Annotated in this window: 22 protein-coding genes; 8 read left to right on the forward strand and 14 right to left on the reverse strand. The window is 50.1% G+C overall.

Annotation, left to right across the window (positions count from 1 at the left end):
- Positions 1-572: 572 nt before the first annotated feature.
- The 4 genes from ACUVQO_RS13620 to ACUVQO_RS13635 form a co-directional block, all read right to left on the reverse strand.
- Entirely contained in the window at positions 573-1094 is a 522-nt protein-coding gene (locus ACUVQO_RS13620; RefSeq protein WP_445926414.1) for a DUF937 domain-containing protein, read from the reverse strand.
- Positions 1095-1178: 84 nt separating this feature from the next.
- Positions 1179-3221 carry a DUF4912 domain-containing protein gene (locus ACUVQO_RS13625; protein ID WP_445926415.1) on the reverse strand — a complete coding sequence of 681 codons (2043 nt, stop codon included), beginning with the start codon at positions 3219-3221 and terminating at the stop codon, positions 1179-1181.
- A 554-nt stretch (positions 3222-3775) separates the two neighbouring features.
- Positions 3776-5020, reverse strand: coding sequence for an MFS transporter (locus ACUVQO_RS13630; RefSeq protein ID WP_445926416.1), 1245 nt, complete (start codon positions 5018-5020; stop codon positions 3776-3778).
- A complete protein-coding gene (locus tag ACUVQO_RS13635) occupies positions 4969-5448 on the reverse strand; it encodes an MFS transporter (RefSeq protein ID WP_445926417.1) in 480 nt (159 codons plus the stop codon). Before ACUVQO_RS13635 ends, ACUVQO_RS13630 begins: the two co-directional genes overlap by 52 nt.
- Positions 5449-6127: 679 nt before the next feature.
- Between ACUVQO_RS13635 and ACUVQO_RS13640 the strand changes: the two genes are divergently transcribed.
- The 7 genes from ACUVQO_RS13640 (at position 6128) to ACUVQO_RS13670 (ending at position 10190) form a co-directional block, all read left to right on the forward strand.
- Positions 6128-6511 (forward strand): hypothetical protein, encoded by a 384-nt coding sequence (locus ACUVQO_RS13640; protein ID WP_445926418.1) that lies wholly within the window; start codon positions 6128-6130, stop codon positions 6509-6511.
- Positions 6495-6656 (forward strand): hypothetical protein, encoded by a 162-nt coding sequence (locus ACUVQO_RS13645; protein WP_445926419.1) that lies wholly within the window; start codon positions 6495-6497, stop codon positions 6654-6656. Before ACUVQO_RS13640 ends, ACUVQO_RS13645 begins: the two co-directional genes overlap by 17 nt.
- Before the next feature lie 462 nt (positions 6657-7118).
- Positions 7119-7526, forward strand: coding sequence for a hypothetical protein (locus ACUVQO_RS13650; RefSeq protein ID WP_445926420.1), 408 nt, complete (start codon positions 7119-7121; stop codon positions 7524-7526).
- A gap of 5 nt (positions 7527-7531) precedes the next feature.
- Complete coding sequence (locus tag ACUVQO_RS13655) at positions 7532-8407, forward strand: diacylglycerol kinase family protein (RefSeq protein WP_445926421.1); 876 nt, start codon at positions 7532-7534, stop codon at positions 8405-8407.
- Complete coding sequence (locus ACUVQO_RS13660) at positions 8386-8829, forward strand: hypothetical protein (RefSeq protein ID WP_445926422.1); 444 nt, start codon at positions 8386-8388, stop codon at positions 8827-8829. Before ACUVQO_RS13655 ends, ACUVQO_RS13660 begins: the two co-directional genes overlap by 22 nt.
- Positions 8826-9059 (forward strand): hypothetical protein, encoded by a 234-nt coding sequence (locus ACUVQO_RS13665; RefSeq protein ID WP_445926423.1) that lies wholly within the window; start codon positions 8826-8828, stop codon positions 9057-9059. The genes ACUVQO_RS13660 and ACUVQO_RS13665 overlap by 4 nt, the downstream gene beginning before the upstream one ends.
- Before the next feature lie 105 nt (positions 9060-9164).
- Complete coding sequence (locus tag ACUVQO_RS13670; RefSeq protein WP_445926424.1) at positions 9165-10190, forward strand: AI-2E family transporter; 1026 nt, start codon at positions 9165-9167, stop codon at positions 10188-10190.
- Positions 10191-10232: 42 nt separating this feature from the next.
- Here the strand turns inward: ACUVQO_RS13670 and ACUVQO_RS13675 are convergent, their stop codons facing one another.
- Genes ACUVQO_RS13675 through ACUVQO_RS13700 form a run of 6 tightly spaced genes read right to left on the reverse strand, consistent with a single transcriptional unit; the run spans position 10233 to position 13814 of the window.
- Entirely contained in the window at positions 10233-10355 is a 123-nt protein-coding gene (locus ACUVQO_RS13675; protein WP_445926443.1) for a CP12 domain-containing protein, read from the reverse strand.
- Between the two features lie 15 nt (positions 10356-10370).
- Positions 10371-10859 (reverse strand): CBS domain-containing protein, encoded by a 489-nt coding sequence (locus ACUVQO_RS13680; protein WP_445926425.1) that lies wholly within the window; start codon positions 10857-10859, stop codon positions 10371-10373.
- A gap of 20 nt (positions 10860-10879) precedes the next feature.
- Positions 10880-11152 (reverse strand): hypothetical protein, encoded by a 273-nt coding sequence (locus tag ACUVQO_RS13685; RefSeq protein ID WP_445926426.1) that lies wholly within the window; start codon positions 11150-11152, stop codon positions 10880-10882.
- Positions 11113-11316: a hypothetical protein gene (locus ACUVQO_RS13690; RefSeq protein WP_445926427.1), complete on the reverse strand. Its 204-nt coding sequence runs from the start codon at positions 11314-11316 to the stop codon at positions 11113-11115. Before ACUVQO_RS13690 ends, ACUVQO_RS13685 begins: the two co-directional genes overlap by 40 nt.
- 32 nt (positions 11317-11348) lie before the next feature.
- Positions 11349-12362, reverse strand: a complete 1014-nt coding sequence (gene cydB, locus ACUVQO_RS13695) for a cytochrome d ubiquinol oxidase subunit II (RefSeq protein ID WP_445926428.1) — start codon at positions 12360-12362, stop codon at positions 11349-11351.
- Positions 12363-12371: 9 nt separating this feature from the next.
- Positions 12372-13814, reverse strand: a complete 1443-nt coding sequence (locus tag ACUVQO_RS13700) for a cytochrome ubiquinol oxidase subunit I (protein ID WP_445926429.1) — start codon at positions 13812-13814, stop codon at positions 12372-12374.
- Positions 13815-14368: 554 nt separating this feature from the next.
- On the opposite strand from ACUVQO_RS13700, the gene psbA reads away from it, so the two are divergent.
- On the forward strand, positions 14369-15469 hold the full coding sequence (gene psbA / locus ACUVQO_RS13705; protein WP_445926430.1) for a photosystem II q(b) protein: 1101 nt from the start codon (positions 14369-14371) through the stop codon (positions 15467-15469).
- Positions 15470-15749: 280 nt separating this feature from the next.
- Here the strand turns inward: psbA and ACUVQO_RS13710 are convergent, their stop codons facing one another.
- The 4 genes from ACUVQO_RS13710 to ACUVQO_RS13725 all read right to left on the reverse strand — a co-directional run bounded on the left by ACUVQO_RS13710 (position 15750) and on the right by ACUVQO_RS13725 (position 24141).
- Positions 15750-19010, reverse strand: a complete 3261-nt coding sequence (locus tag ACUVQO_RS13710; RefSeq protein WP_445926431.1) for an efflux RND transporter permease subunit — start codon at positions 19008-19010, stop codon at positions 15750-15752.
- A 112-nt stretch (positions 19011-19122) separates the two neighbouring features.
- Positions 19123-20415 carry an efflux RND transporter periplasmic adaptor subunit gene (locus tag ACUVQO_RS13715; RefSeq protein ID WP_445926432.1) on the reverse strand — a complete coding sequence of 431 codons (1293 nt, stop codon included), beginning with the start codon at positions 20413-20415 and terminating at the stop codon, positions 19123-19125.
- Between the two features lie 11 nt (positions 20416-20426).
- On the reverse strand, positions 20427-23747 hold the full coding sequence (locus ACUVQO_RS13720) for an efflux RND transporter permease subunit (protein WP_445926433.1): 3321 nt from the start codon (positions 23745-23747) through the stop codon (positions 20427-20429).
- Complete coding sequence (locus ACUVQO_RS13725) at positions 23737-24141, reverse strand: hypothetical protein (RefSeq protein WP_445926434.1); 405 nt, start codon at positions 24139-24141, stop codon at positions 23737-23739. The genes ACUVQO_RS13720 and ACUVQO_RS13725 overlap by 11 nt, the downstream gene beginning before the upstream one ends.
- Between the last annotated feature and the right edge of the window lie 53 nt (positions 24142-24194).

Genomic DNA, 24194 nt, shown 5'->3' on the forward strand with positions numbered 1-24194 from the left:
ATGCAAGGGATATTCTTCTCCTCTAGCCTAATTTTCCTACCAAGAAGGTGACACGTACCCCCCTTTGACCCCACTACCTTACCCACCCAAATTGCTCGCTTATTGGAATGGCCGACCGAAGAAGCTAGGAGTTGGTCAAGCAGAAATGCTCAGTAGAACAGTTCTAGTTCTCAGCACTCAGCACTATCCCAACTGATCCCTGAAATCTGAGAAAAGTATGTGGCGCTTAAAACTGCGACTACACTCACCCAGTCTGCCGACGCAGGCTGAATCAAATCAAGGTTTTCAGTAACCTGCGTCGACAGGTTTTCTCTGGATAGCCGCGACTTCAGTCGCCAGGGTAACAAAGAAACAGGCCTTTAAAGATCCTCTGACAAAAGTTCTGAAAGGCTCATATCTCTATTGTCAACCTGCCCAAAAATAAATTTTGGGCTAACAGCGGAAATCCATTCAAATGGACTGAACCTTTTGTTGAGTTATCTTTGGATGACTTTGGCCATGAGCTAGAAAATTGATTTGCTGGGGATGTAGCAGGTGTTCAGTAGATTTGTCAGTCAGCCAGACCTGAACCCTTATTGAGGGGGATTCAGGAAACGGTTTGCGAACTTCAATACTTCACCGAGGTCAGCATTACTGCCACCCTTTAAGAAAGCACTGAGCAACGCATTATTGCCCCCGGTTCCGGACTGGCTGGAACCCATATTTAAAGGCCCCATAACCGCAGGAATCAGGTTGGGTAACAAACCCTGCAACATCCCGGCATCCAAACCTGTTTTCTGGGAAACGGTCTGTATCAGTTGCTGCTGTAGTTGGGGAGGAAGTAGGGATTGCATGGCAGTTGTCGGAGCACCAGAACCTCCCAGTTGGCCAACCAGATTTTCCAAGGAACCGCTCCCCAGCACCCCCTGTTGCTGTTGCAGGGCAGGCCCCAAAAAGCCCCCCACAGAAGACAGTACCGGCTGCATTTGTGAGATATCAATTCCGTGACTGGTTGCCAGTTGTTGTAAACCGCCGACAACGGTTGCCAATTGGGTGACACTCCCTTGCTGGTTGGGGTTATTAATGGAACTTAAAACATCAAAAAATAGACCCATGATAGTTGCCTCATGAAAAAAGAACAAACTCACTGAATCAATCTCTGAATCCATGCGCTATGCCGTTCATTGGTGCGATCGCACTTATGAATTGGCGGGAACGTGAACATGCATAGAGCGGGCTAACCGTAACCAACGATTATCATCCGTAAAGTAGCCCAGATCGGCCACATAGTCGCGATCGGCAACCGGAATGGCAACATATTTTTCCTGATCGGTTTCATCGCAGGCATAGGTTTGTGTACTATGGGGCCGATGATAGTCGATGTCAATATTCGTGGCATCATGAATCTGCAAGGTTAGCTGGCGACCGCCCCGATCTCGGAGTGCCTGCTTATAAGCTTCGGCAACCTCCCAAGACACATAAGCCTGCCCAGCACCGCGTGGTTCCAGAGTAATGCGATAGTCTAGTGCTGGTTGGGCTGTCTCGCCTCGTCCCGTGGCCTGACTGCGATCGAACAATGCTGCCGCGTCAGCACTGGCACCCGCTACTGCGGCGGCTCCTCCGGCTAGAGTTGCTCCTGCTGCTTTGATCGCATCACTGGTCGTTGCAGGAACATCATCCAGGCGGTTGGTGACCGATCGAGTAGCCTCCTCAGTTCCCGGAGTTCCAGGTTGAGTGTCTGAGCGAGCCGCCCCACCAGTGATCATTCCACCTGCTGCGGCTGCAGCTGCTGTACTCACCCCTGCGCTATCTGGAATACAGGCAGGAACATGAACCGGATCGGAGTGAGCGATCCTCAACCATTCGCCTGTATCGGTGACGTAACCCAGTTCTGCAGCATAGGTGCGATCGTCTACATCAACAGGAATGTGAAAGTCCTGAACATTTTCACTACAGGAGAACTCTTGCACCTTATGGGGAGTCTGTCCATCCAGACCCGGAACATCTGTAATATCATGCAACCGTACCTTCAAGTCTCGTCCTCCCTGGCGACGGGCCTCCTCAAAGGTTTCTGGTGGTACTTCCCAATAAGCATAAGCATCCCGACAATTGCGGGCTACTAAAATCATGCGGCCCGACTGAGTTGCAGCAATGCTTCCAGGAGGAGCCGCTCCCCGTCCTTTTAGTAACCAGAATAAAAGGGGAATTCCCACCAAAGGAATGAGCAACCACCACAGGAACGATAGATCAAAGCCACCTTCTTGTTCCGCGGGGGCTGCTGTCGGAGCAGGATTAGCCGTTGGAGCCACCGCCCCAGAAGCCGGAGCCGCTGGACTGGCAGGAACAACTGCGGCCCCAGGTGGGTTAGCTGGTGGTGGTAAGGTATCTTGCCCCAGGGTTGCCGTAGCAAAACCCAGGAATGCAACTACGCCAGGATTCGGTTGTCTCCTATAGACATAGTTGCGGGGTTGGGAGTAAGGATAGCGCGAATCTGTGGGCGGGATATCATGCATTGGTAGCGCTACCACGTCGGGTTGATTGACCACCTGATCGACGATCGCATAGCTAATTCCGTCCGCACCCAGTTCTTTGATTACAGCAGAGGTATCATCCTGAGCGACTTGAGTAGCATTCGCACCTGTTTGCAAGCCACTGTTAAATCCTGGATAGCGACTGAGTGCTTGCCGGGTATCACTGGAGGCAGGCCGATCGATGAACCGAATTGGCACATTAGGGCCACCCAGTTCTGACCAGTTCTTGATTTCGCCCCGGAAAATCTTGACGAATTGATCATCCGTGATCGATCCCTTAAATGGGTTGGCTGAACTGACAATAATGGCAATCTTTTGGCGGCTAAGAGGGGCTTCCATTAACCCCTGGGCTTTTTCCTCATCTGTCAACAGTCGACCGATCGCAGCAAGGTCAATCTCCCCCTTCTGCAATGCCTGCAAGGCTGCATCTGTGCCATTGCCGGACAGGCTGATCACAGAACCAGGAAACTTCTCCTCAAAGCGCTTTTTCAAGTCATTGTTGGTTACCGTCATGCTACTGGAACCATCCAGCCTCACCGTTGTACCGTTTGGCAAAGCACTGGGTAGGGGAAACGTTTGAGAGGGTGCCGGAGATTGGGCCAAGGTTTTGTCGTAGCGAGTCGCTGACAACACCGCACTGACGAAAACGGGGGCGATCGCCAGAGATACCAACGACTTAAAAATGACTGAGGAAGTAGTCTTATGTTGCATAACTCAATACCACTTGAATGGGGTAGAAGCGGAGGCAGCCCAAGTTGGGGGTTAATTAAGTAATCTGAATCAGTGCTTCTAAGAAATGAACATCACCCATTAAACCCTGGATATGAGACTTGCGTGAGAAAGTAAGAAATTTATAAGAATGTTTGTGTTGTCTGGGCAGCCAGCAACCCATTGTCTTTCTTAGAGGGGGTTTGAAAAGTCATTTGTTGTAACGAAAGGCATCTGTTGATTCCCCTTAGTCCCCCTTTTTTAAGGGGGACTAAGGGCTCAAAGTCCTCCTTTTTAAGGGGGATTTAGGGGGATCTAAACCGTTTTGTTACCAGCAAGAGAACTTCTCAAACATCCTCTTAGAAAGAATGAAATAAAAATATAAGAGAGTCATAAGAAGGCAAAAAACTACTGGGCAAGGACGAAATCTTAGATGCTTCTGCTCAGCCTCATAATTTAAGTCTGATTGCCAGGGTATTGGGGATTTATGCGATCGTCATGGGCACGGCGACCGTTGGTCTCTGGTATGGCAAACAATGGGGAATCCTTCATCACCTTCACTCCTCCACCCCTTCAACCCTCCCCCTTGCAATCATATTTTTCTCCGTCAGTGTTGGTGAAACATACCGCTGGGGTAGCAATAGCGTCAACACCAGCGCCATCAGACTCAAACTTAGGAGAATCAGAAACGATAGGCGGATGCCAGCAATCGCAGAGGCTGGCACAACTTGCTTAATTTCTGTCAGCACATTAGCGGGCAATTTCTGAAAGAAGGCTTGCTCGTCTTCTGGGGTAAACGTTTGGATCACCGCCTCCAGCTTGTTAATCGCTGCTTGTCGGGTGACTGGATCCAGAGTTTGACCAAGGTTATAAGTGACGCCATCGACCAATCGGATGCTGAAAATGCTAATTAACAGGGTGCCAAACACGCCCCGCCCCAGAGAATTGCCAACGTTTTGCAACGGATTGTAAACGCCACTGGCCTCTGCTTTTTCCTGGGGTTTTGCCGCTGAGAAGGGAATAGTGGAAATACTGGTAAAAAACAGCCCTGACCCTACCCCCATGACAGCCAATGCCGGAAGAATTCGCAGGGCCGTCGGTTGGGCGATCGCCTGATAGAGCAAAAAAATGCCCAGGGCAACCAGTACCAGACCAATTTGCACCGTGGTTCTAGGAGAGGCGGTTCGCAGATTGGCATTGAACACGACGGCCAAAAAGGTGATCAGGCAAGCCAGGGTATAGGGAAAAACGGCCAAGGCAGTTTGAAACGTATTCAGCCCCATAATGGGGGGAATAAATTGATAGAGATTAAACTGCACACCCGCCGTGACAATACTGTGCAGGATAGCAACCAGCACTCCCAGGACAAAAACTTTGCGCCGCAGCAATCCAGCTCTGATCAAGCTGGGGCGACCCAGACGAGTCGTTCGCCGTTGCCAGAATACAAAAATTCCTAAAAACACCATCCCCGCTGCAATCAAGACGGGTACGATCGACAGTGAAAACGGGGGTAGCACGAACCCAGCCACTGCAAATATTTCCTTGGGTGCCCACCAACCATACTGGCCTGCTAGGCTCACTCCCAACAGCGTTAACCCCGACCCCATGAGGGCAAGTAATCCCCCCACCCAATCGATCAGTAGCTCAGTCACTCGCTGAGGGTAATAAACTGAACGAATCAGAAAAAAAACTGCCAGTACCATCAGGACTTGCGGCAGAAAGGCGATCCGCCAAGTGAGTTTTGCTGCGATCAAGCCAGCAGATAACGCTCCAAACAGCCCCCCCACAATGGAAAACAGCACCAGCACAGTCGTTGCTTTTTTTCGGCCTCATCGTCATAAAAATAATCCATCAACGCCCAGGATGCGTTAATAACAGGACTGGCAGCGACTCCTAAAATTAACGTATAAGCCACGGCAAAGGCTGGCATGTGGGGACTGGTGGCAACCCCTAGCAACCCGATCGCGTAAAACCCTAAGCCAGCCTGCATCACCTTTTTGCGGCCAAACACCTTACTCAGGTTTTCAGTAGTGGGAGTGAAAGAAGCCGTTACCAGAGAAGACAACACCAAAGTACTCTGGATGTAGCTCAGGCTGGAGTTGAACTCTCGCACGATCGCAGGCATCATTGGCGGCACGACTCCTAACGTAAAGGCCACCATAAATAAAGCCACACACAGTCCAAAGAAGTGTTTCCGTGTTGACCGGGGCGATCGCGTTTCTGTAAACATCAGTAGTTACTAAATTTTGCCTGTTATTATCATTTAATATAGAACAGGTCGATGGCGGGGGATGAGGGATAGAGGATGGAAGATGGGGAAAGAGGAATAGTAGTTTTACTGCTTCACCCCTCTACTCATCCCCCTTCTTCTTATCAGTTTCATATTTTTGGGGTTTAGGATCAGCCAAAAGGCGAATTCACTATTCGCAAGGACCTCTATATAGAGCGATCGTCGCAGCCGCGATCGCTTTTCTCTCAAGATTCCGCGCGCGCTGTCACGAAATAAAAACAAACCATTAGCCTTGCCCGCCCAGAAGCCGAAACAGCCTTCACCCTCTAGTTTTTCCAGTACTTACCGGTTAGCCTAAGTCTAGCTAGAGAAGGCTAGTTTTCCTATCAAAGAACCGATGGTTTTGGATCTGGGTAAGTTTTAATTCTTTAATTTTATTGGCTATTTTAGCAGTTTCCTATATTTGAGTTTTACCCCTAGCAGAGTTGTCAATTCAGTTGCTGAATGCAACTCAACCGGGGTAGAGTGCGCTATTGTCCACATAACGCTTCCACCCTGGGTGCGATTCGGTCAACATTGCATCGCTTAATCGCACCGATGAGTTCAGATCGGCCTGTTTCTGATCTCCCGGAAATTTCACTCGTTCTTAATTTGTTGTTAGCGTCAATGAGGAGTATGTATGAGTCAACAATACTTTACAGATGCAGAGTGGCAGGTGATGCTGCAGGCCCCCATGCATGTGATCAAGGCAGTCATTTTGGCTGATAAAACCGATCCAGTAACCTTTTTGAAGGAAGCCTATGCCGCTGTCAGCCTGTTAAGCGAGCAGCAGCAGCAAACCACTGCTAGCGATCTGGTGAATGCTTTAATGGCTGATATGAAAGCTGCTGATGCTCAGGAATCAATTCAGGGCGAACAGTTATTGCTGAAAAAAAGAGTTCCAGCTTTTGGGAGAACTGCAAGCATTGAAAGATGCCGGAGAAGGACGCAATCAGGCGCTGGCGCATCTCGAGCAAGTGCCCTCTATTCTGGCAAGCAAAGTGACGTTGAATCAGGCAGATGAGTTTCGCAAATGGCTGGTATCATTGGCTACCAGTGTTGCTAATGCGGTGAAGGAGAGTGGCTTCCTGGGAATTGGGGGTGAACGCACTAGTGGTGATGAAGCCGCCGCCATTAGAAAGATTGAGCAGGCATTAGCGATCAAATAAGGGATTTGCCGTTAAATCATGTACTGGCTGTAGGATGGGTTAGACGCTGGCTGTAAAGCCATCATAGGGATTTTATTTTCGCGCAAGCCCCTCAACCAGTAGTACGGTAGCAATCAATGCTCAGTAGATCGAAGATGAATTTATTTTGGTGATAAAATCTCTGATCGATTCCCCTCAGTCTCCCTTCAAAAGAGAGGCTTCAAACCGTTTTCGGTTCGGTTTTTCCGTCTTTAAGCTACTGTGTACACACATCTTGTACAACCCAAGGTCTAAACCTGGGAGACTTCCCCAAGTCAGGAGTTTGGGTGTAATGGTTGAATTTTGGTGACGGTCATGTCTGAGTCACTTGTGTGTATACGGTAGCCCTTTTTAAGGGGGCTAGGAGGATCGAATTCTAATTTGTGATCTACATGAATCCTGATGAATCCTACGGTTTTTCATGAATTTACAAGAGGTTGCAGGATGAGAAATTTAACTCAGTGGTTGACAGTATTTGCTGTTCCACTTGGGACGATCGCAGGGTGTCAGCCTGCTGTTGATCAGGCAAAGGTCGACCTCTGCAGGGCATTGTCGGATCACGATCAGGCTGTTGCTGCCTTACAGAGGCTTCAAGGGAATGCTACAGTTGGGCAACTTAAAGATGCTCAAAAGGCAGTAGAAAAGGCAACTCAACGAGTGAGTGAGGCGGCTGAGAAATACCAGAAAGCCGAGATTCGGGAAGTCAAAGACTCATACCAGCAATTGCAACGGAAAATCAATAGTATTCCTGATAAAGCAACTCTAGTCCAGGCTCAGCAATCGATCCAGCCTGATGTCCAAAATCTTAAGGCTGCTCTACAACGCGCCCGAACCCAGGTTGAATGTCCATAAACGATATGGCTCCTACAATTGCATTTCTTGCTCCTGATAGTCAAAAGGATGAGTTGGTTCTTCTGATTCAACAGCATCTTCCAGTTTTCTCGCGCTATCAATTAATTGCCCCGGATCCCCTGGCTCAGTATTTAAGACGCATTACGGGCTTGCCGTTTGATGCTATTTCAGCCATCTCGTTGGGGGGAGATTTAGAGGTTGCGGCGCGGGTGATTCAGGCGCAAATCATGGCGGTGTTTTGTCCTCTGGACTTCAGCCAACCTGCGGCTCCTGAACTGGATATTATGGCGCTGCTGCGAGTGTGCCAGATTCACAATGTGCCGTTAGCAACAAACCTGGCAACGGCTGAAGCGATCGTCGATAATTTGGCTCATATCCGCCATGCCCACTTAATCTTCAATCCCATTGCCGGACAGGGAGACTCTCAGCAGGAACTGGCGCTGATTCGGGATCTGCTGGAACCTCACCTGAATTTGCATGTTCTGCTCACCACTCCGGATATTTCTGCCGCCGATTTAGCCAAAAAGGCTATAGCCGCGAACTCCGATCTAGTTATTGCCTCTGGAGGAGATGGTACTGTGTCCGCCGTAGCGGGAGAATTAATCAATACAGGCATTCCTTTAGGCATTATTCCCAGAGGTACGGCCAATGCCTTTTGTCTGGCGCTGGGGATTCCCAGTGCGATCGCCCCCCTACGCCGATCCTGCCAGACGCTTTTGACTGGCCAGCCGCGATCAGTGGATGCTGCACGGTGTAATGGGTTGCCGATGATTTTGCTAGCCGGGATTGGCTACGAAGCCGAAACGGTGGAAAAGGCCAGTCGCGAATTAAAAGATCGGTGGGGCCACTGGCTTATTTCATGGCGGGCTGGCAGCAGTTGAGTGAGCAGCAACCCTTCAATGTGGATCTAGAAATCGATGGGGTAGACTACCATTTCCAATCTGCTGCTCTGACTGTTGCCAATGCCGCTCCCCCAACCTCCATGCTGGCTCAGGGGGCAGGCAGTGTGGTGTTTGATGATGGCCTGCTGGACGTGACGGTGGTCGTAGCCCAGAATTCACCCAAATCCTTTCAGCAGAAATTCCAGGCCGTTTCGGGGTTAATGCAACTGATGGGGGCGGCTCTGATCGGGGGGACGCCTGAAATCGAGAACCTTTTTCATTTCCGCACTCCACGGCTTAAGATCTCCACAAGCCCTCCTCAGAAAGTGGTGATTGATGGTGAAGTGGTAGAGGCGACCTCTTTGGAGATTGAGTGTTTACCTGCCGCTCTCACTGTTCTAGTTCCCTCAACCCAACCATGAAACGATTCCTCCGGTTGCTAATTGTCTTTCTGCTGACTGCCAGTTTGATCGTTAATCCGGTAGCCTTGAGTCGATCGCAGGTTCCCTCTGGACCTGTGGCTTCAGACAATGGGGTACCTGTAATGCTCGACGGCAAAACTCTGTTTCTCATCCGGGCACCGTTTGCCTCTACTTACACGGCCCCAGGATTTAAAGTGGAGAGGTCGGAAGGTGATGGGGTGGCGGGGTGATGAGTGATAGGGAGGATGGAGAAGATGGGGGAGCGGGCGAAGCAATCCCAAATCTCAAATCCCAAGTTCAAAATTATCTTAGAACTAGGAGCTTAAGAACCATCCATGATTGAATCCATTAAGGCACTTCCTGGCTGGCTCAAACTCTGGCTGATCTTTCCCCTGGGCTTTCTCAACGGTTGGTTGCTGTTGCAGTTGGTGGATTATTTAAGCCCGTTTATTGGTATTTTTGCAGCGGCAGCGATCTTTGCCTTCCTGCTGGACTTGCCCACTCAGTTTCTTTATAAGCGAGGCATCCCCAGAGCCTGGGCGATCGCGATCGTCATGCTCACCGCTTTGTTGATTCTGACCGGAGTGAGCTTGACGATTGGTCCGCTCATCCTGGAACAATTACGGGCACTGGTCGCCAGCTTACCTCAGATCCTGGATTCCAGTCAGCGACAACTGCAGAATCTGAGGGAGTATGCGATCGCCCAGAACTTACCCATTAATTTGACAGATCTGCTGAACCAGGCCATCAATCAACTCACTGGACTATTTCAGTTAGCCAGCAATCGACTGTTGGCGATCGTCACCGAGACAATTAACAGCGTGGTAAATGTTTTATTCTTCATCGTGTTAACCATTTTTATGGTTGTTGGGGGTGAGGAAGCCTGGAACGGTATTTTCAGTTGGCTTCCGGCTCCCTGGAACGAAACGTTGCAGAATTCCATTCAGAACACCTTTCGGCGCTATTTTGGTACCCAGGTAATCCTGGCAGGCGTTTTGAGTATTGCCCAGACGCTGGGGTTACTGGTCTGGGGGGTACCTTATGCGGTGCTATTTGGCGTGACGATCGGCACTGCTACTCTGATTCCCTATGGCAGCGGTTTAGCCACAATTCTGGTCAGTATCATTGTCGCCCTGCAGGACTTTGGCAAAGGCCTCGAAGTATTGATCACAGCGATCGTCATTGGCCAGATTAACGATATTGTGATATCTCCCCGCCTGATGGGAGAAACGATCGGCTTAAATCCGATCTGGTTAATTGCGGCCTTATTTCTGGGCGGTAAAGTGGGAGGAGTGTTGGGCCTGGTCATTGCTGTTCCAGTTGCCAGTGTTATTAAAAGTACAGCCGATCGCCTACGCTAAGGTCAGTTGTAATTTACCAACCCTATCTATACTCCTGGTGAATCATCCGCTGCACAGATTATCCAGCGTGCGTGCCTGCATCGCTTCAGGAAACTCCTCACAGAATTCTTCAAATGCTGTCTTAGGTAGCTTTTTCGCTTGCTGATGAGCAGCCTCAGATTGCAGGGCTTCTACCTCAGTCTAGGCTGACAAACACGCTGGTGAGGTTGCTCCGGTTGCAGCACAAATCGCTTGAGCACGGTCGATTGCAGCCTGAATGGTCTGTTCCCAAACAAGGGCTTGAGGTTGCTCAATAAAGGGATGGCAGGACAGAATATCCGCAAGTGAAATAATTCCCAGCAATTGCCCCTGAATTACGGGTGCTCTTACCAGATGGTGCTCAGCAAACAAGCGAGCTACATAGTCTATCCCCAAATCCGGACTCACCGTAATACAGGGTTTCGTCATAATTTCAAATACACGTACCCGGTTGGGATCCTTACCCAATGCAATTACTTTGTACACAATATCAGTTTCAGTCAGAATGCCGTAAGCATCCTGGTCATGGCAGCGGTCTACAATCAACGATCGCCATCCCTGCTGCTGCATCAACTTGACGGCCTCCGCTACTGTCGCCCAACTACGAATTGTGGCTACTTCCTGGGTCATAATGTCCGATGCTTTGATCATGGTGAGTCTCCTAAGCATGCTCAATTACGTCCTAGTTGACGCAGCTTCAACAGCCAAACCAGGGCAATCCCGGTAATCGCTCCAACGACTGCCCCCATTGACAGCCCGGTTGCCGCACCCGCCAAAGCAGTTTTCAGGTTGGAGAAATCACCAGTCCGCATCATGCCTGCGCCCATAAACGCAACGCCCAAACCCACTGCCCAGGCGAGGGCGTTCGCAAGTACCCACCAGAGAGCCTGACGAATATGGTGTTTCAGCACAAACCATTGGGCAATTCCCAGTACTCCCCCCACCCAGGCTCCCAGTAAAATACATCTTTCAACAGGGCAGCTTCCAGTCCCACGACTTGAGCGAGTGCCATCGCCACCACCCACGATTCCCATAGCATCCAATTTCTGCTCAGGCTCAAAGCACGGGACGATCGTGGTCGGTCTTGTTCAATTGGCAACTTGGGCATGCCCTAACATCCTCATTGATTCAGTCCCTCACTTACTCTCCATAGCTATCGCCAGCTACTTTGCCGCGAAACACCACGTAGTTATAGACATTGTAAGCCAGCATGATGGGAATCAGAAAGCCAATGAATGTGAGCATAAAGACCAGGGAACTGGGTGCAGCAGCAGCTTCATAGATAGTGATGCTAGGAGGGATGATATTGGGAAAGATGAGAAATCCTAAGCCTATAAACGACAGGGCAAAGAGGAGAAATGTCCAAATTAAGGGAGTATTCTCTTCTCGATTTTTCAGACTTTGTAGCAGCAACCAGATTAACACACCTCCCAATAAGGGAATCAACCCAAAAATGTAGACCATGGGCGCAGTAAATAACAAAGCCCGTGCTTGCTCAGACAGAATCGGAGTTGTTACTGTAATGAACACGGCACCTGCCAGCGTTGTCCAAGTGGCGATCGTGGCAGTTCTGTAATGGGTATCCTGTAACTCACCAGAGGTTTTGAGAATCAAGTAGGTAGAGCCAACCAGGACGTAAGCCTGAATCAGGGTCAGCGCAACGATAATCGATCGCCAGGTCAGCCAATCCCAAATTCCACCCGCGAAGTGGCCTGCCGCATCCACCGTAATGCCTTCAAACACGCTCCCCAGGGCAAACCCCTGCCCCAGGGCAGCGACAAAGCTACCGACTCCAAAGGTAATATTCCAGACGAACTTATTGTCTGCATTTTCGCGGAATTCAAATGAAACAGCCCGCAAAATCAATCCTACCACCATAATCACGGCTGGCAGATAGAGGGCATTAAGAATGGTGGCATAAGCCAGGGGAAATGCTCCAAAGAGTGACCCACCCATCAGCACCAGCCAGGTTTCATTCGCATCCCAAACGTTGCCCAGACTGGTCATCAAAATGCTGCGCCGCTCTTCGCTGGAAGCTGTTAAGGAGAGAATGCCAACCCCCAGATCAAATCCATCCAACAGAACATAGAGAAACAAGAACAGTCCCAGAATAAAAAACCAGACTTGGGGCAAGAATTGTTGTAAGGATTCCATCTCAACCTCCTACTGCTGCGCTTCTGCGGGACGGCGATCGGGTTCGTGCTGCGCCAGTTCAATCCCTAACTTGGGCTGACTGCCAATCACAGGAGCGGGTAGCTCCAGATTGGGGCCTTTGCGAATAATCCGACTGCCAAAGAACAGGGCTGCCGTCAGGAACACCAGGTACATACTGGTCAGTCCCACCAGAGAAAACAAAATTTCGCCAGCGGGAAGGTTAGATGCCGATTCAACAGTCCGCATCTCGCCATACACAATCCAGGGTTGCCGTCCCACACAACGCACAATCCAGCCTGTTTCTACTGCCAGATAACCTAAAGGAGCCGCCAAAATCCAGGCTCGCATTAACCATTTTTGCTCAGTGATCGCTCCTGCTGCCAGTTTGCCCCGCAGCCATTGAATCACGCTAATGCCCATCAGGGCAGCAAAGAACATCCCAATTCCAGACATGATGCGGAATGAATAGTAGATCAGACCAATCATGTGAGGACGGTTTGCGGGTTCCCATTCCTTCAGCCCCTTCACGGGTTCGTCCAGGGCTGGTTTCAGTTCCAGTAAGTAACTGAGTGCGCCTGGAATTTTGACCTCCCACTCATTGCGCTCTGCCCGATCGTTAGGAATGGCCAACAAACTCCAATCTGCCCGTTCTCCGGCAGGAATAGTGTCCCACTGAGCCTCCATCGCCGCGAGTTTAGCAGGCTGATAGTGGTAGACCTGCTCTGCGCTCAGGTGTCCAATAAAGATCTGTAAAGGAGCAACGATAATCAGTCCTGCCAGAATCACTTTGAGAGACTTGGAAAAGAACTCCGCATGACGTTGATTCAACACATACCAGGCACTGATGCCACCAATGACAAACAGGGAAGTCTCCAGGGTTGCAAAGAACATATGGAGAAAGCTTTTGACCATGAATGGATTGGCGATCGCCTGAAAGTAGTCTTGCACTACAAATCTACCATTCACAAACTCGCCGCCAGCAGGAGTTTGGAGCCAGGAATTCGCCGCCAGAATCCAGAAAGTTGAAAGATTTGCTCCAATCGCAACCAGGATGGTGGAGATAAAGTGAATCACCGGAGGTACCCGTTCCCACCCAAACAGCATAATGCCGAGGAAACTGGCCTCTAACATGAATGCCATCGTGCCTTCAAAGCCTAAAACCGTTCCGAAGAAGTCGCCTACCGATTCTGAAAAGGGTGCCCAATTCAAACCAAATTGAAATGCCATGGGCAATCCTGAGGCGACTCCAATGCCAAAATTGAGAACATACAACTTTGACCAGAAGCGAGCATGGTGATAGTATTGCAAATTACGGGTTTTGAGCCATAACCCTTCAATGATGATTAGGTAAATTGCCATGCCAGTTGTGAGAACAGGCCATAGCATGTGGAAGATGGCGGTTAACGCAAATTGAATCCGTGATAGGGCAACGGTATCGCCAAGAAACTGCATAAACTCTCCTTTGGAAGATTGGGGAATCTCGCTTGAGATAGAGGCAAATTTTTCACTTATAAATAGTAGGGACGAAAACAAACTTTTCTGCTCTTCTTGAGGATCTTTTAAGAAAAGTGACATTTTGCCAACAAAAATGTCATTTTTAAGGTGTCTGGCTATCAGGAGCAAGATAAGTCAGTATTGCTTCAATAAGTCAGTATTGCTTCAATATCGATGCAGCTATTCAAATCCTTTTGGCTGTAGGAAACCCAATCCTCAATTGAATCCCAGTAATCCTAAAAGATGATTAAATAACTCGTTGATTATAGAATCATCTCCTAAGATCTACATTAGGATCTATCTTTCAAGCTTTACGGATCTGTCAGGCCACGCTACAGGAGAAGGTTTCATGCCGATTCTTTGAGTGGTGAGACGGGTAGGCAGATCTGTTCGGTCGCGTCCCAGCGATCGAAGTAATGATTCTTGGTTTGTAAGTACCATCATTTTTACTGCTTCACCTTACAAACCCAAGCTATTCTCCTCATATAAGTCATATAAGGAGGCTTCTTCTTATGACTGTTGCGATTAAGAAACGACCATCTCTGGATATCAGCACCTGGGATTGGTTCTGTAATTGGATTACCAGTACTGAGAATCGTTTGTATATCGGTTGGTTTGGAGTCTTGATGATTCCAACATTACTGGTTGCCACAATCGTTTTCACTCTGGCATTTATTGCGGCTCCGCCTGTCGATATGGAGGGGATTCGCGAACCCGTACTTGGTTCTCTCCTGGATGGCAACAATCTGATTACGGCTGCGGTGATTCCTACTTCTGCAGCGATCGGGCTGCACTTTTATCCCATTTGGGAGGCTGCATCTGTTGACGAGTGGCTCTACAACGGTGGCCCTTACCAGTTAATTGTATTGCACTTTTTGATTGGCATTTTTGCATACATGGGTCGTCAGTGGGAGTTGAGCTATCGTCTGGGAATGCGTCCCTGGATTGCAGTGGCATTTTCCGCTCCGGTTGCGGCTGCAACTGCTGTACTCTTGGTTTATCCGATCGGACAGGGTAGCTTTTCGGAAGGCTTACCCTTGGGCATTGCAGGCACGTTCCACTTTATGTTTGCATTTCAAGCTGCTCACAACATCATGATGCACCCCTTGCATATGATTGGGGTTGCAGGTGTGTTTGGAGGTGCTCTGTTGAGCGCAATGCATGGCTCTCTGGTGACAGCAAGTTTGATCCGGGAAACCTCTGATCTGGAATCTGCAAATACTGGATACCACTTTGGGCAACAGGAAGCAACCTATAATCTGATGGCAGGACACGTGGGCTATCTGGGACGGTTGCTGATTCCCTCTTTAGGATTTCGGAATAGCCGCACAGTGCATTTTTTACTGGTTGCCTTGCCCACTGTAGGCATCTGGTCTGCGGCTCTGGGGATTGGGGTCATGGCATTTAACTTGAATGGCTTTAACTTCAACCAATCCATCCTGGATAGCCAGGGGAAAGTAATTCCCACCGATGCCGATATCCTCAATCGAGCGACGCTCGGTATCCAGGTGATGCACGCCCCCAATACCCACCATTTTCCAGAAATCTTAGCAAGTGGTGATGCAATACCTGTGAGTACTTTAGCTCCAGCATTTAGCAAAGCTATGTCGTAAATAATCTCTGGGTACAGTGGATGACTCGATTTGAGTTAACTCCAATGAGGGGATGGTAGCATGTCATCTCCTCGTTTTCTTATGGATGCCATCCTGATCGACTGACAAATCTTTTGCGTTGTCGCCCGAACCACCCTCACCCTAGCCCTCTCCTAACTTGGGAGAGGGACCTGGAATCGGATCCCCCCTCCCGCTCTGGGAGAGGGGTTGGGGGTGAGGGCGAGAGAGTTTTGTCAGCCAACCAGGGATGCCATTTATGTTCGCTGACTGCTGACTCCGGTCAATTCAATGCTTCCTGCGTCATGGCGGGAGGTTCAAAGAAATCCTGGTCGCGCTGATGGCTAACCCGATCGCCGTAGTACATCAATGGAATCACAAACAGGGTCAGGAAGGAGGAGGTCAACATACCGCCCAGCAATGCCCAGGCGAGACCCGACCAGACTGGATCGCTGAGAATAGATAGAGTTCCTAACATGGTAGTGACGCTGGTCAGGAGAATCGGACGAAAGCGAACGGCTCCGGCTTCCAGGATGGATGCTCTCAACCCTGCGCCTTCCTTCAGTCTGTCGCCCACGAATTCCAGTAGCACGATCGCATTACGCACCACAATCCCCGCCAGGGCGATTACACCAATCATCGCTGTCGCACTGAAGTAAACCCCATTAACTGAAAAGGCCAGCAAAATTCCAATCAGTGCCAGGGGAATGCTACCGAGAATAATCAAGGGCACTTTGAAACTGCGGAATTGTCCAACCAAAATCAGATAAATCAGCAGAACGGCAACCAGCATGGCTAATCCCAAATCTCGGAAGACATCCAGGGTCAACTTCCACTCACCGTCCCACTGAATCCAGTAGCCTTTGGGCAAGGGATTGTGGAAGAAGTAGATGAGTTGATCCAGAACGGCATAGACGGAGGAGCGATCGCCCATTTCGCCCATCACGTAGGTGACAGGACGCTGATCTTTGTGCAGAATTGGCTGATCAACGGTGGTGGGCTGGAAGGTGACCAGTTCCGTTAACGGTACGAGTCTCCCATTGGCAGCGGGCAATTGAATCCGGGTGAGGTCGTCAATGCTCTGGCGGTTAGCATCGGCAAAGCGCACTTGAATGGCCACAGGAGCCAGTTCTCCCGGTACTTTCAGCGTGGAAACTTGAGAACCTGCGATCGCCATATTCAAGGTTTGGACAATGTCCTGCGTCGTCAGTCCGGCACGGTTGACCTTTTCGCGATCGACCACCATTCGCATCTGGGGCATCTGGTTTTTCACCGAATCGTCAATGTCTACCACTTCTTTAGTGTCGCCAAACACCTGTCGCACCTGTTTTGCCAGTTGCCGGAGGGTGTTGTAATCGGGGCCATAGACTTCCGCCAGCATCGTCGATCGTACCGGTGGACCAGGGGGATCTTCCACCAGTTTAACGATCGCATTATGGCGTTGGGCAATCTCGGTTAACTTTGGACGTAACTGGAACACAATGCCTTCCGATTGGATGGAACGGGCATCCTTATTGGTCAGATGTACCCGGATATCGGCATAGTGTTCACCGATGCGATCGGTAGCCCCCCGCAACATCCCGTTAAAGTCAATGGGTGCCCCTATGCCAACATAGGTTTCGAAGTTGGTGATCTCCGGAGTCTGGCGCAATACGGCTTCTATATCCTGAATCATGCGATCGGTCTGGGTGAGTTCTGTTCCCAGAGGGGCATCCAATTGAATCAGGAAGGTATCTTTATTGGCTTTGGGCAACATCCGAAACTTAACCGTCTGGGTTAGCGGCAGCATGAAGGATGCCAGCAACAATCCCGTAATGCAGAGCAGAACAAAGCGGCGACGACTGGCAGAATCCAGCAGAGGTGCCATGATGCGGTGATACCAGCGGTAGATACGAGTACTTTCGATTGCGGGTACACTTTCCCCCCCGTTGGCATGACCAGCCCGAGGTTTGATCTTAATCAAGCGCAAGGCGAGATAGGGGGTAACGGTCAGGGCTAGAGAGGTGCTGATAATCATCGCTACCGGAACGTTAAATGGAATCGGTCCCATATAGGGACCCATCATACCGGTGACAAATGCCATTGGAATGAAAGCGAGAATCACCGTTACAGTAGACAGGATCACAGGAGTTCCCAACTCATTCACTGCTTCGATCGCGGCCTGGGTCTTTTCCCGCCAGTTCATGCCTGGCTTTGCTTCAAAGTGACGGTGGATATTTTCGGTCACCGCGATCGCGTCATCCACTAACGTCCCCAGGGCCAGGATCAAGGCAAATAGGGTAATCCGGTTGATGGTCTGCCCTGCGATCCAGCCAACCGCAAGGGTGCCAGCTAGCGTTAGCGGAATCACAAAAGCTACAATCATCGACTCACGCCAGCCCAAGAAAATCACTAACAAACCTACAACAGTAACAATCGCCAGTCCTAAACTTTGATACAGATCACCTACCGCTCTAGAGGCAGTCTGACCATCATTGCGGGTAACGGCAATAGTGATTCCAGGGGGAAATTGTGGCTTCAGTTCTTCGACTCGCTTAAAAATTTGCTGGGCGACAGTCACAGCATTGGTGCCCTTCTGCTTGGCAATGCCGATTGTAATGGCGGGTTGGGCAACAAATTTCCCTTTTGGTTGAGCTTTGGAATTTGGATAAGGGTTGCTCACATCCCAATCCTGGCGGTAGTGAATCCGGGAGAGTGCGGTGCGATCGCCAAAGTCATCCACCACTGTTGCCACATCTCGCAGGTAAATCGGTGAAGTAGACCCCTGCCCAAACCCGACAATAATTTCGCCCACATCGGTGGCTGACTGGAACAGGTTGCCTCCCTCAATAAACAGTCGATTGGTACCAACCGACACATCTCCTGCTGGCAGCCGCACATTTTCCCCCTGAAGTCGCTGGCTAATTTGAGCCAGCGACAGTTTATAGCTGGCAAGCTTGTCCGGATCCAGGTCTACCCGAATGACGCGGGGTTGTCCGCCTGTAATTGTCAGGTTTGCGGTGTTGGGAATACTCCGCAGGTCTTCCAGCAACCGTTCTCCCACTCGTCGCAGTTGGTTGTCGCTGTAGTTCTTACCCGTAACGGTCAGGGTGACGATTGGCACGTCGTCGATAATCACCGGCTTGACCAGATAGCGGGCACCGGGAGGTAACAAATCCTGGTAGCTATATAGGTGGTTCTGCAATTTGAACAGGGAATCTTCCCAGTTTTGCCCGACGAAAAACTGGACGGTTATTTTGGCACCGGAATCCTGGGAGGTGGAGTAGATATGTTCCACACCGGACAGTTCTCGCAGTTTTGCCTCGATCGGTGTAGTCAACGTCTTTTCAACCACTTCGGCGGGAGCTCCGGGATAGGGCAGGTAGACATCTGCTGCCGGCACCACAATCTGCGGATTTTCTTCTTTAGGAGTCAGGATCACCGCAGCCAACCCAAAAATCACCAATACTGCAATCACCAGGATTGTGAGTTGGGAGTTGATAAAGTAGGCCGTGATCCGCCCGATGATGCTGTAGTTTTGGGAGTTATCAGTGGAGGGAGACATGGAGTGCAGGGGGAGAGGGGGAAAGGAGAGGGTAGGAAGATGGAGAAATGGGGGAATCCCTCTGAGTTTGCCTGTCGATTGCCGGTTCAACCCATCTGTGTAATGGATGGCCCTAATTGAGTTGAACGGGAGTGTTGTCTTTCAGAGCAGGAGAGGGATTGATGACCAGTTGATCGCCTTGTTTCAGACCAGAGAATACTTCGATATCAGAGCCATAAGTTTTACCTGTGGTAATGGGTTGAAAGGAGGTTTCACCGTCTACCACTTTGTAAACTCCGGTGATGCCAAATTGCTGCACGATCGCAGATTTGGAAATCATTAAGACGGCGCGATTGCCAGGCTGTTTTGTGATCGGCCGGTTGCCTAGTTTGAGTCGCCCAAACATTCCTGGAATCACTTGTGCCGTTTGATCTAATGCGACTTTAACCGTGAAGTTACGGGTCGCTGGATCGGCGGAGGGAATAATCTGGCTCACAGTTCCCGGTAAATCTTGATTCAAAGCATCCAGGTGAACAGAAACCTTTTGCCCCTGGCGGATTTGGGTAATCAGAGATTCGGGCACCTGGGTACTAAAGCGCAAGCGATCGCTGCTTTCCAGGGTCAACAAGGGTTGTCCGGCTCCCGCCATGGCGCCCACTTCCGTATGCTTGCGAGTAATCACGCCATCAAAGGGAGCAACGATCGTGCCATAGTTGAGGTTGGCGGATACCTGATTGACCTGCGCCTGTGCCTGTTTGACCTGGGCTTGAGCCTGATTCATGGATGATTGGGATTGGCTAATGCCAGCTTTAATTTGTTGAATCCGGGCCTGGGTCATCTGCACGCGGGTATTGGCCTTATCCAGCAATTGCTGACTCACTGCCCCTTCTTCTTGCAGCATCCTCATTCGCTTTTGCTCTAACCGGGCATCTGCCAGCTCCGCTTCGGCTTCTAGCAATTGGGCACGGGCTTCCTGTAAACGAGCCTGAGCCGTCTGGTAGTTGGACTGTGCCATATTCACGCCAGCTAACGCCTGACTGCCCTGGGCTTGAATGTCAGCCACGTCAATTACGACAAGGGTCTCTCCAGCAGACACTCGATCGCCCTCCTGCACCGTCAACTGGCGAACGTGCCCCATCACCCGACTGCTCAGAGTTACGGTTTCCAGGGGTTCCACCGTTCCAGTCAGAATCCGATTCGTTTCTACCGATAGGAGCCGAACGATCGCCGTTTTTACTGAAATGGGAGTTGCTGTAGCGGCTGACACTGTATCCCCAGAAAATTGCTCTTTGTTGTCCAGCCGACTGAGCCACCAGCCTGCACCCCCAGAAACCAGTATTAATCCCAGGATTACCCCGATCATAGGCAGGGGGTGCAGTTGGAGCGAGGTCTGAGTGGGATGAGAGGATAGTTTGTTGATCACCATGATTTCCTTCCTTAATGAAGGCTTGATTGCCAACCGATTTCAACATCCGCTGTGGGTGCATTCACCTGCTGTTTTTTCCAGAGCTTGTAATACAAAATTGGCACTGCCGATCGGGAGAGCAATAATGATGCGACTTCCCCTGCCATCAGCGAGATGGCTAATCCCTGGAAAATTGGGTCAGCCAGGATAATGGCCGATCCCACCACCACTGCAGCAGCCGTTAACAACATGGGACGGAACCGTACAGCTCCCGCATCAATGACGGCTGCTTCTAACGGCATTCCTTCTTTCAGGCGCAACTCGATGAAATCCACCAGAATAATTGAGTTGCGCACGACAATTCCAGCGCCAGCGATAAACCCAATCATCGAGGTAGCCGTGAAGAAAGACCCCATGAGCCAATGGGCAGGCATAATGCCAATTAATGAAAATGGAATCGCGGCCATAATCACCAGGGGTGTCATAAAGGACTGGAACCAGCCCACGACCAGGGCATAGATCAACACCAGTACCACAGCAAAGGCAATTCCCAAATCTCGGAAGACCTCATACGTGACCTGCCATTCGCCGTCCCACTTGATCGCATAAGTTTCGTTCGTGGGTGGCTGTTCCGTCAGGTAAGTCTGCACTTTAGCTCCTGTAGGTGGAACCAGTTTATCGATCTTCGGTTGCAGGTTAAGCATGGCATAGACCGCACTTTCCACACGGCCCGCTACATCTCCCAGTACGTACACTACAGGCTGCAAGTTTTTGTGATAGATACTGGTATCCGCGATCGCGTTCTCTGTTTTCACCAGAGCATTGAGGGGAACCAGGTTTCCATTTGTGCCTTTCAAGTTCAACGACTTTAGATCGTCTAAACTGGTGCGACTCGACTGCCCCAACCGCAGATTAATCGTCACATCTTCACGGGCATTTTCATCATGGAGCAAGCCTACATTCTGTCCACCCAGAGCCATTTGCAGCACTTCTGAAATTTGGGCAGGACTGATGCCATTCAGGGCTGCCTTTTCACGATCAATCACGAGGTGATAATCAGTCTGCGGGGCTTCCACGTACCAGTCCACATCGACAATACCATCAGTAGACTGATACAACTGACGAATTTGCTTGGCTAGATCAATTTGTCCCTGATAATCGGGGCCATAGATTTCTGTGACTAGCGTTTGCAGTACAGGAGGGCCAGGAGGAATTTCTGCCACCTGGATGCGGGCACCGTAGCGATCGGCAATTGCTTTCAGTTTTGGCCGCATTGCTTTGGCAATATCATGACTCTGACGAGAGCGATCGCCCTTGGGCAAAAAGTTGACCTGGATATCCGCGACATTGGGGCCAGAACGCAAGAAGTAATGCCGCACCAAGCCGTTGAAATTATACGGAGAAGCTGTGCCTACATAGCTTTGATAGTTGATCACTTCAGGTACGGTTGCCAGGTATTGGCCCATTTCGCGGGTGACTCTGGCTGTTTGCTCTAAGGTCGTCCCTTCTGGCATATTCACTACGACCTGTAACTCGCTCTTATTGTCAAACGGCAGCATCTTCAGAATCACTAACCGGAACCCAGCCAGTCCACCGACAACGACGACCAACGCCAGCACCGTGGCCACCAGAAACGTTGTTCCGCGTCGGGGGTAATGGATCAGTGGATACATGAAACGGCGATATATCCGGGTTAAGGCATCTTCCTGATGTTCATGGGCATGGTGGTGGGTAGAGCCGCCAAAGACCCGCAGAGTGGCCCAGGGCACAACGATGAAAGCCACCAGCAAGGAGAAAATCATGGCCGCTGAAGCCCCCAGAGGAATCGGGCGCATATATGGCCCCATCAGTCCTCCTACAAAGGCCATGGGTAAAATTGCGGCAATCACGGCCAATGTTGCCAGAATTGTGGGATTGCCCACCTCGTCTACGGCTTCCAGAATAATCTGGATTAAGGTGTGGCGGCGGTTAGGAGATTGTTTCAATCGGCTTTGGTTTTCTGGCAGTTGTAGATGGCGACCCACGTTTTCAACCACGACGATCGCATCATCTACCAGAATCCCAATTGAGAAGATCAGGGCAAAGAAGGTGACTCGGTTCAGGGTGAACCCATAAAATACAAAGCTAGCTAGCGTCAAAGACAGCGTTACGGGAATTGAAACCGCCACCACCATCGCTTCTTTCTTACCCATGACAAACCACATGAGTAAGGTGACGGAACCTACCGCAATCAGCATATGGAACAGCAACTCATTCGATCGCTCGGCGGCGGTCTCACCATAGTCACGAGTCACCGTCAGATGAACGTTATCAGGAATATAGTTGTGTCTGATCTGCTCCAGCTTATGCAAGACCCGATGAGATACCTGAATCGCATTGGCACCAGGACGTTTGGCGATCGCGATCGTGACGGCTTCAGTCTCACCCAAGGATTTGGGATTTGGGATTTCGGATTTAGGATGTTCTCCTGAACCTTGACCAAAGAAGACATAACTTGCAGGTTCTTCTGAACCATCGATCACAGTGGCAACATCACGGAGATAGACAGGTTGACTATTGGCAACCGCAACAACCAGCCCTTTTGCGTCTTCAGCAGAACGAATGAAGCTTTGAGTTCTGACCAGAAAAGACTGATTGTTTTGACTGAATGCACCGCTGGCTAATTCCTTATTTTGAACTTGCAGGGCATTGGAGATCTCCAGGGGAGTTAACCCAAACCCTTTCAGTCGAGCCGGATCCAGATCAACTCGTAATTGCCGCTTCTGTCCACCAATGATTGTTGTTTCAGAGACATCCGGAACTTGCTTGATCTGTTCATCCAGTTGAGCCGCAATTTGCCGTAACTCTGCCCCAGTACTCTGCTCCCCCCATAAGGTCAGAGTCAGAATGGGAACATCGTCAATCGATCGCGATTTAATCAGCGGTTGGGAAACACCGGGCGGAATCTTATCAAAGTTGGCATAAAGCTTGTTATAGAGCTTAACAATGGAATCCTCGGTGTTTTGTCCCACCAGAAAGCGCACAATTACCAGAGAGGAGCCAGGGCGGGAAGTCGAGTAAACATATTCCACTCCCGGAAGTTCTTTAATCAACTTCTCCATTGGCATAGTGACCCGCTGTTCCACATCCTTCGCCGATGCTCCTGGCATTTGCACAAATACATCTGCCATGGGCACTGTGATCTGCGGTTCTTCTTCCCGTGGCAGTATGAAGGTTGCACCAATTCCCAACAGCAGGGCTACCACGATGATTAACGGAGTCAGCTTGGAATCAATAAATTGTTTCGCCAGTCTGCCAACGAAACCGAATTTATCAGGTTGAGCAGGGGGCTGTTCATGGTGATTATTGGGCATATCCTCTCATCCTCCTGTTCGTCATCACAGGCATTCCCTGCTCTACAAATTGGGTTACTTCTCTGGCATGATCTCGAATCATCATGACCATATTGGCATTGATCGCCGTTTCAATGATTTCAATCCCTTTTGCCGTCTTGTGCAGTTGCCGTTGATATTTCCGGTTAGCCTGAATCATTTTGGGTAACGTAGCGCTCATCCCGATCATCGGAATGGGATCTTGCTGATCCAGACGAGCATACATTCTGGAGACATGGGATTGAATTAAAGTCGCTCCTCGAGGATTATCAGATTCTGTAATCGCTCGAATTCCCCCTGGAATATCTTCGACGCTACGATGGATTTGATCGTGATAGGCAAACAGTTGGTGAATAGTGGAACCCTCTCTTCCCATTCCCATATCCCGATTCCCTATCATTCTTGGATGCCATCCCATTTGTCCAAGTA

The sequence above is a fragment of the Leptodesmis sp. genome (assembly GCF_052746595.1).

Coding starts and splice junctions, on each gene's coding strand:
- ACUVQO_RS13665 (WP_445926423.1), top strand. CDS start 8,826: ATGAAACGATTCCTCCGGTTGCTAATTGTCTTTCTGCTGACTGCCAGT.
- ACUVQO_RS13655 (WP_445926421.1), top strand. CDS start 7,532: ATGGCTCCTACAATTGCATTTCTTGCTCCTGATAGTCAAAAGGATGAG.
- ACUVQO_RS13680 (WP_445926425.1), bottom strand. CDS start 10,859: ATGATCAAAGCATCGGACATTATGACCCAGGAAGTAGCCACAATTCGT.
- ACUVQO_RS13620 (WP_445926414.1), bottom strand. CDS start 1,094: ATGGGTCTATTTTTTGATGTTTTAAGTTCCATTAATAACCCCAACCAG.
- ACUVQO_RS13625 (WP_445926415.1), bottom strand. CDS start 3,221: ATGCAACATAAGACTACTTCCTCAGTCATTTTTAAGTCGTTGGTATCT.
- cydB (WP_445926428.1), bottom strand. CDS start 12,362: ATGGAATCCTTACAACAATTCTTGCCCCAAGTCTGGTTTTTTATTCTG.
- psbA (WP_445926430.1), top strand. CDS start 14,369: ATGACTGTTGCGATTAAGAAACGACCATCTCTGGATATCAGCACCTGG.
- ACUVQO_RS13660 (WP_445926422.1), top strand. CDS start 8,386: ATGGCGGGCTGGCAGCAGTTGAGTGAGCAGCAACCCTTCAATGTGGAT.
- ACUVQO_RS13690 (WP_445926427.1), bottom strand. CDS start 11,316: ATGCCCAAGTTGCCAATTGAACAAGACCGACCACGATCGTCCCGTGCT.
- ACUVQO_RS13700 (WP_445926429.1), bottom strand. CDS start 13,814: ATGCAGTTTCTTGGCGATACCGTTGCCCTATCACGGATTCAATTTGCG.
- ACUVQO_RS13640 (WP_445926418.1), top strand. CDS start 6,128: ATGAGTCAACAATACTTTACAGATGCAGAGTGGCAGGTGATGCTGCAG.
- ACUVQO_RS13715 (WP_445926432.1), bottom strand. CDS start 20,415: ATGGTGATCAACAAACTATCCTCTCATCCCACTCAGACCTCGCTCCAA.
- ACUVQO_RS13635 (WP_445926417.1), bottom strand. CDS start 5,448: ATGTTTACAGAAACGCGATCGCCCCGGTCAACACGGAAACACTTCTTT.
- ACUVQO_RS13720 (WP_445926433.1), bottom strand. CDS start 23,747: ATGCCCAATAATCACCATGAACAGCCCCCTGCTCAACCTGATAAATTC.
- ACUVQO_RS13725 (WP_445926434.1), bottom strand. CDS start 24,141: ATGGGAAGAGAGGGTTCCACTATTCACCAACTGTTTGCCTATCACGAT.
- ACUVQO_RS13710 (WP_445926431.1), bottom strand. CDS start 19,010: ATGTCTCCCTCCACTGATAACTCCCAAAACTACAGCATCATCGGGCGG.
- ACUVQO_RS13670 (WP_445926424.1), top strand. CDS start 9,165: ATGATTGAATCCATTAAGGCACTTCCTGGCTGGCTCAAACTCTGGCTG.
- ACUVQO_RS13650 (WP_445926420.1), top strand. CDS start 7,119: ATGAGAAATTTAACTCAGTGGTTGACAGTATTTGCTGTTCCACTTGGG.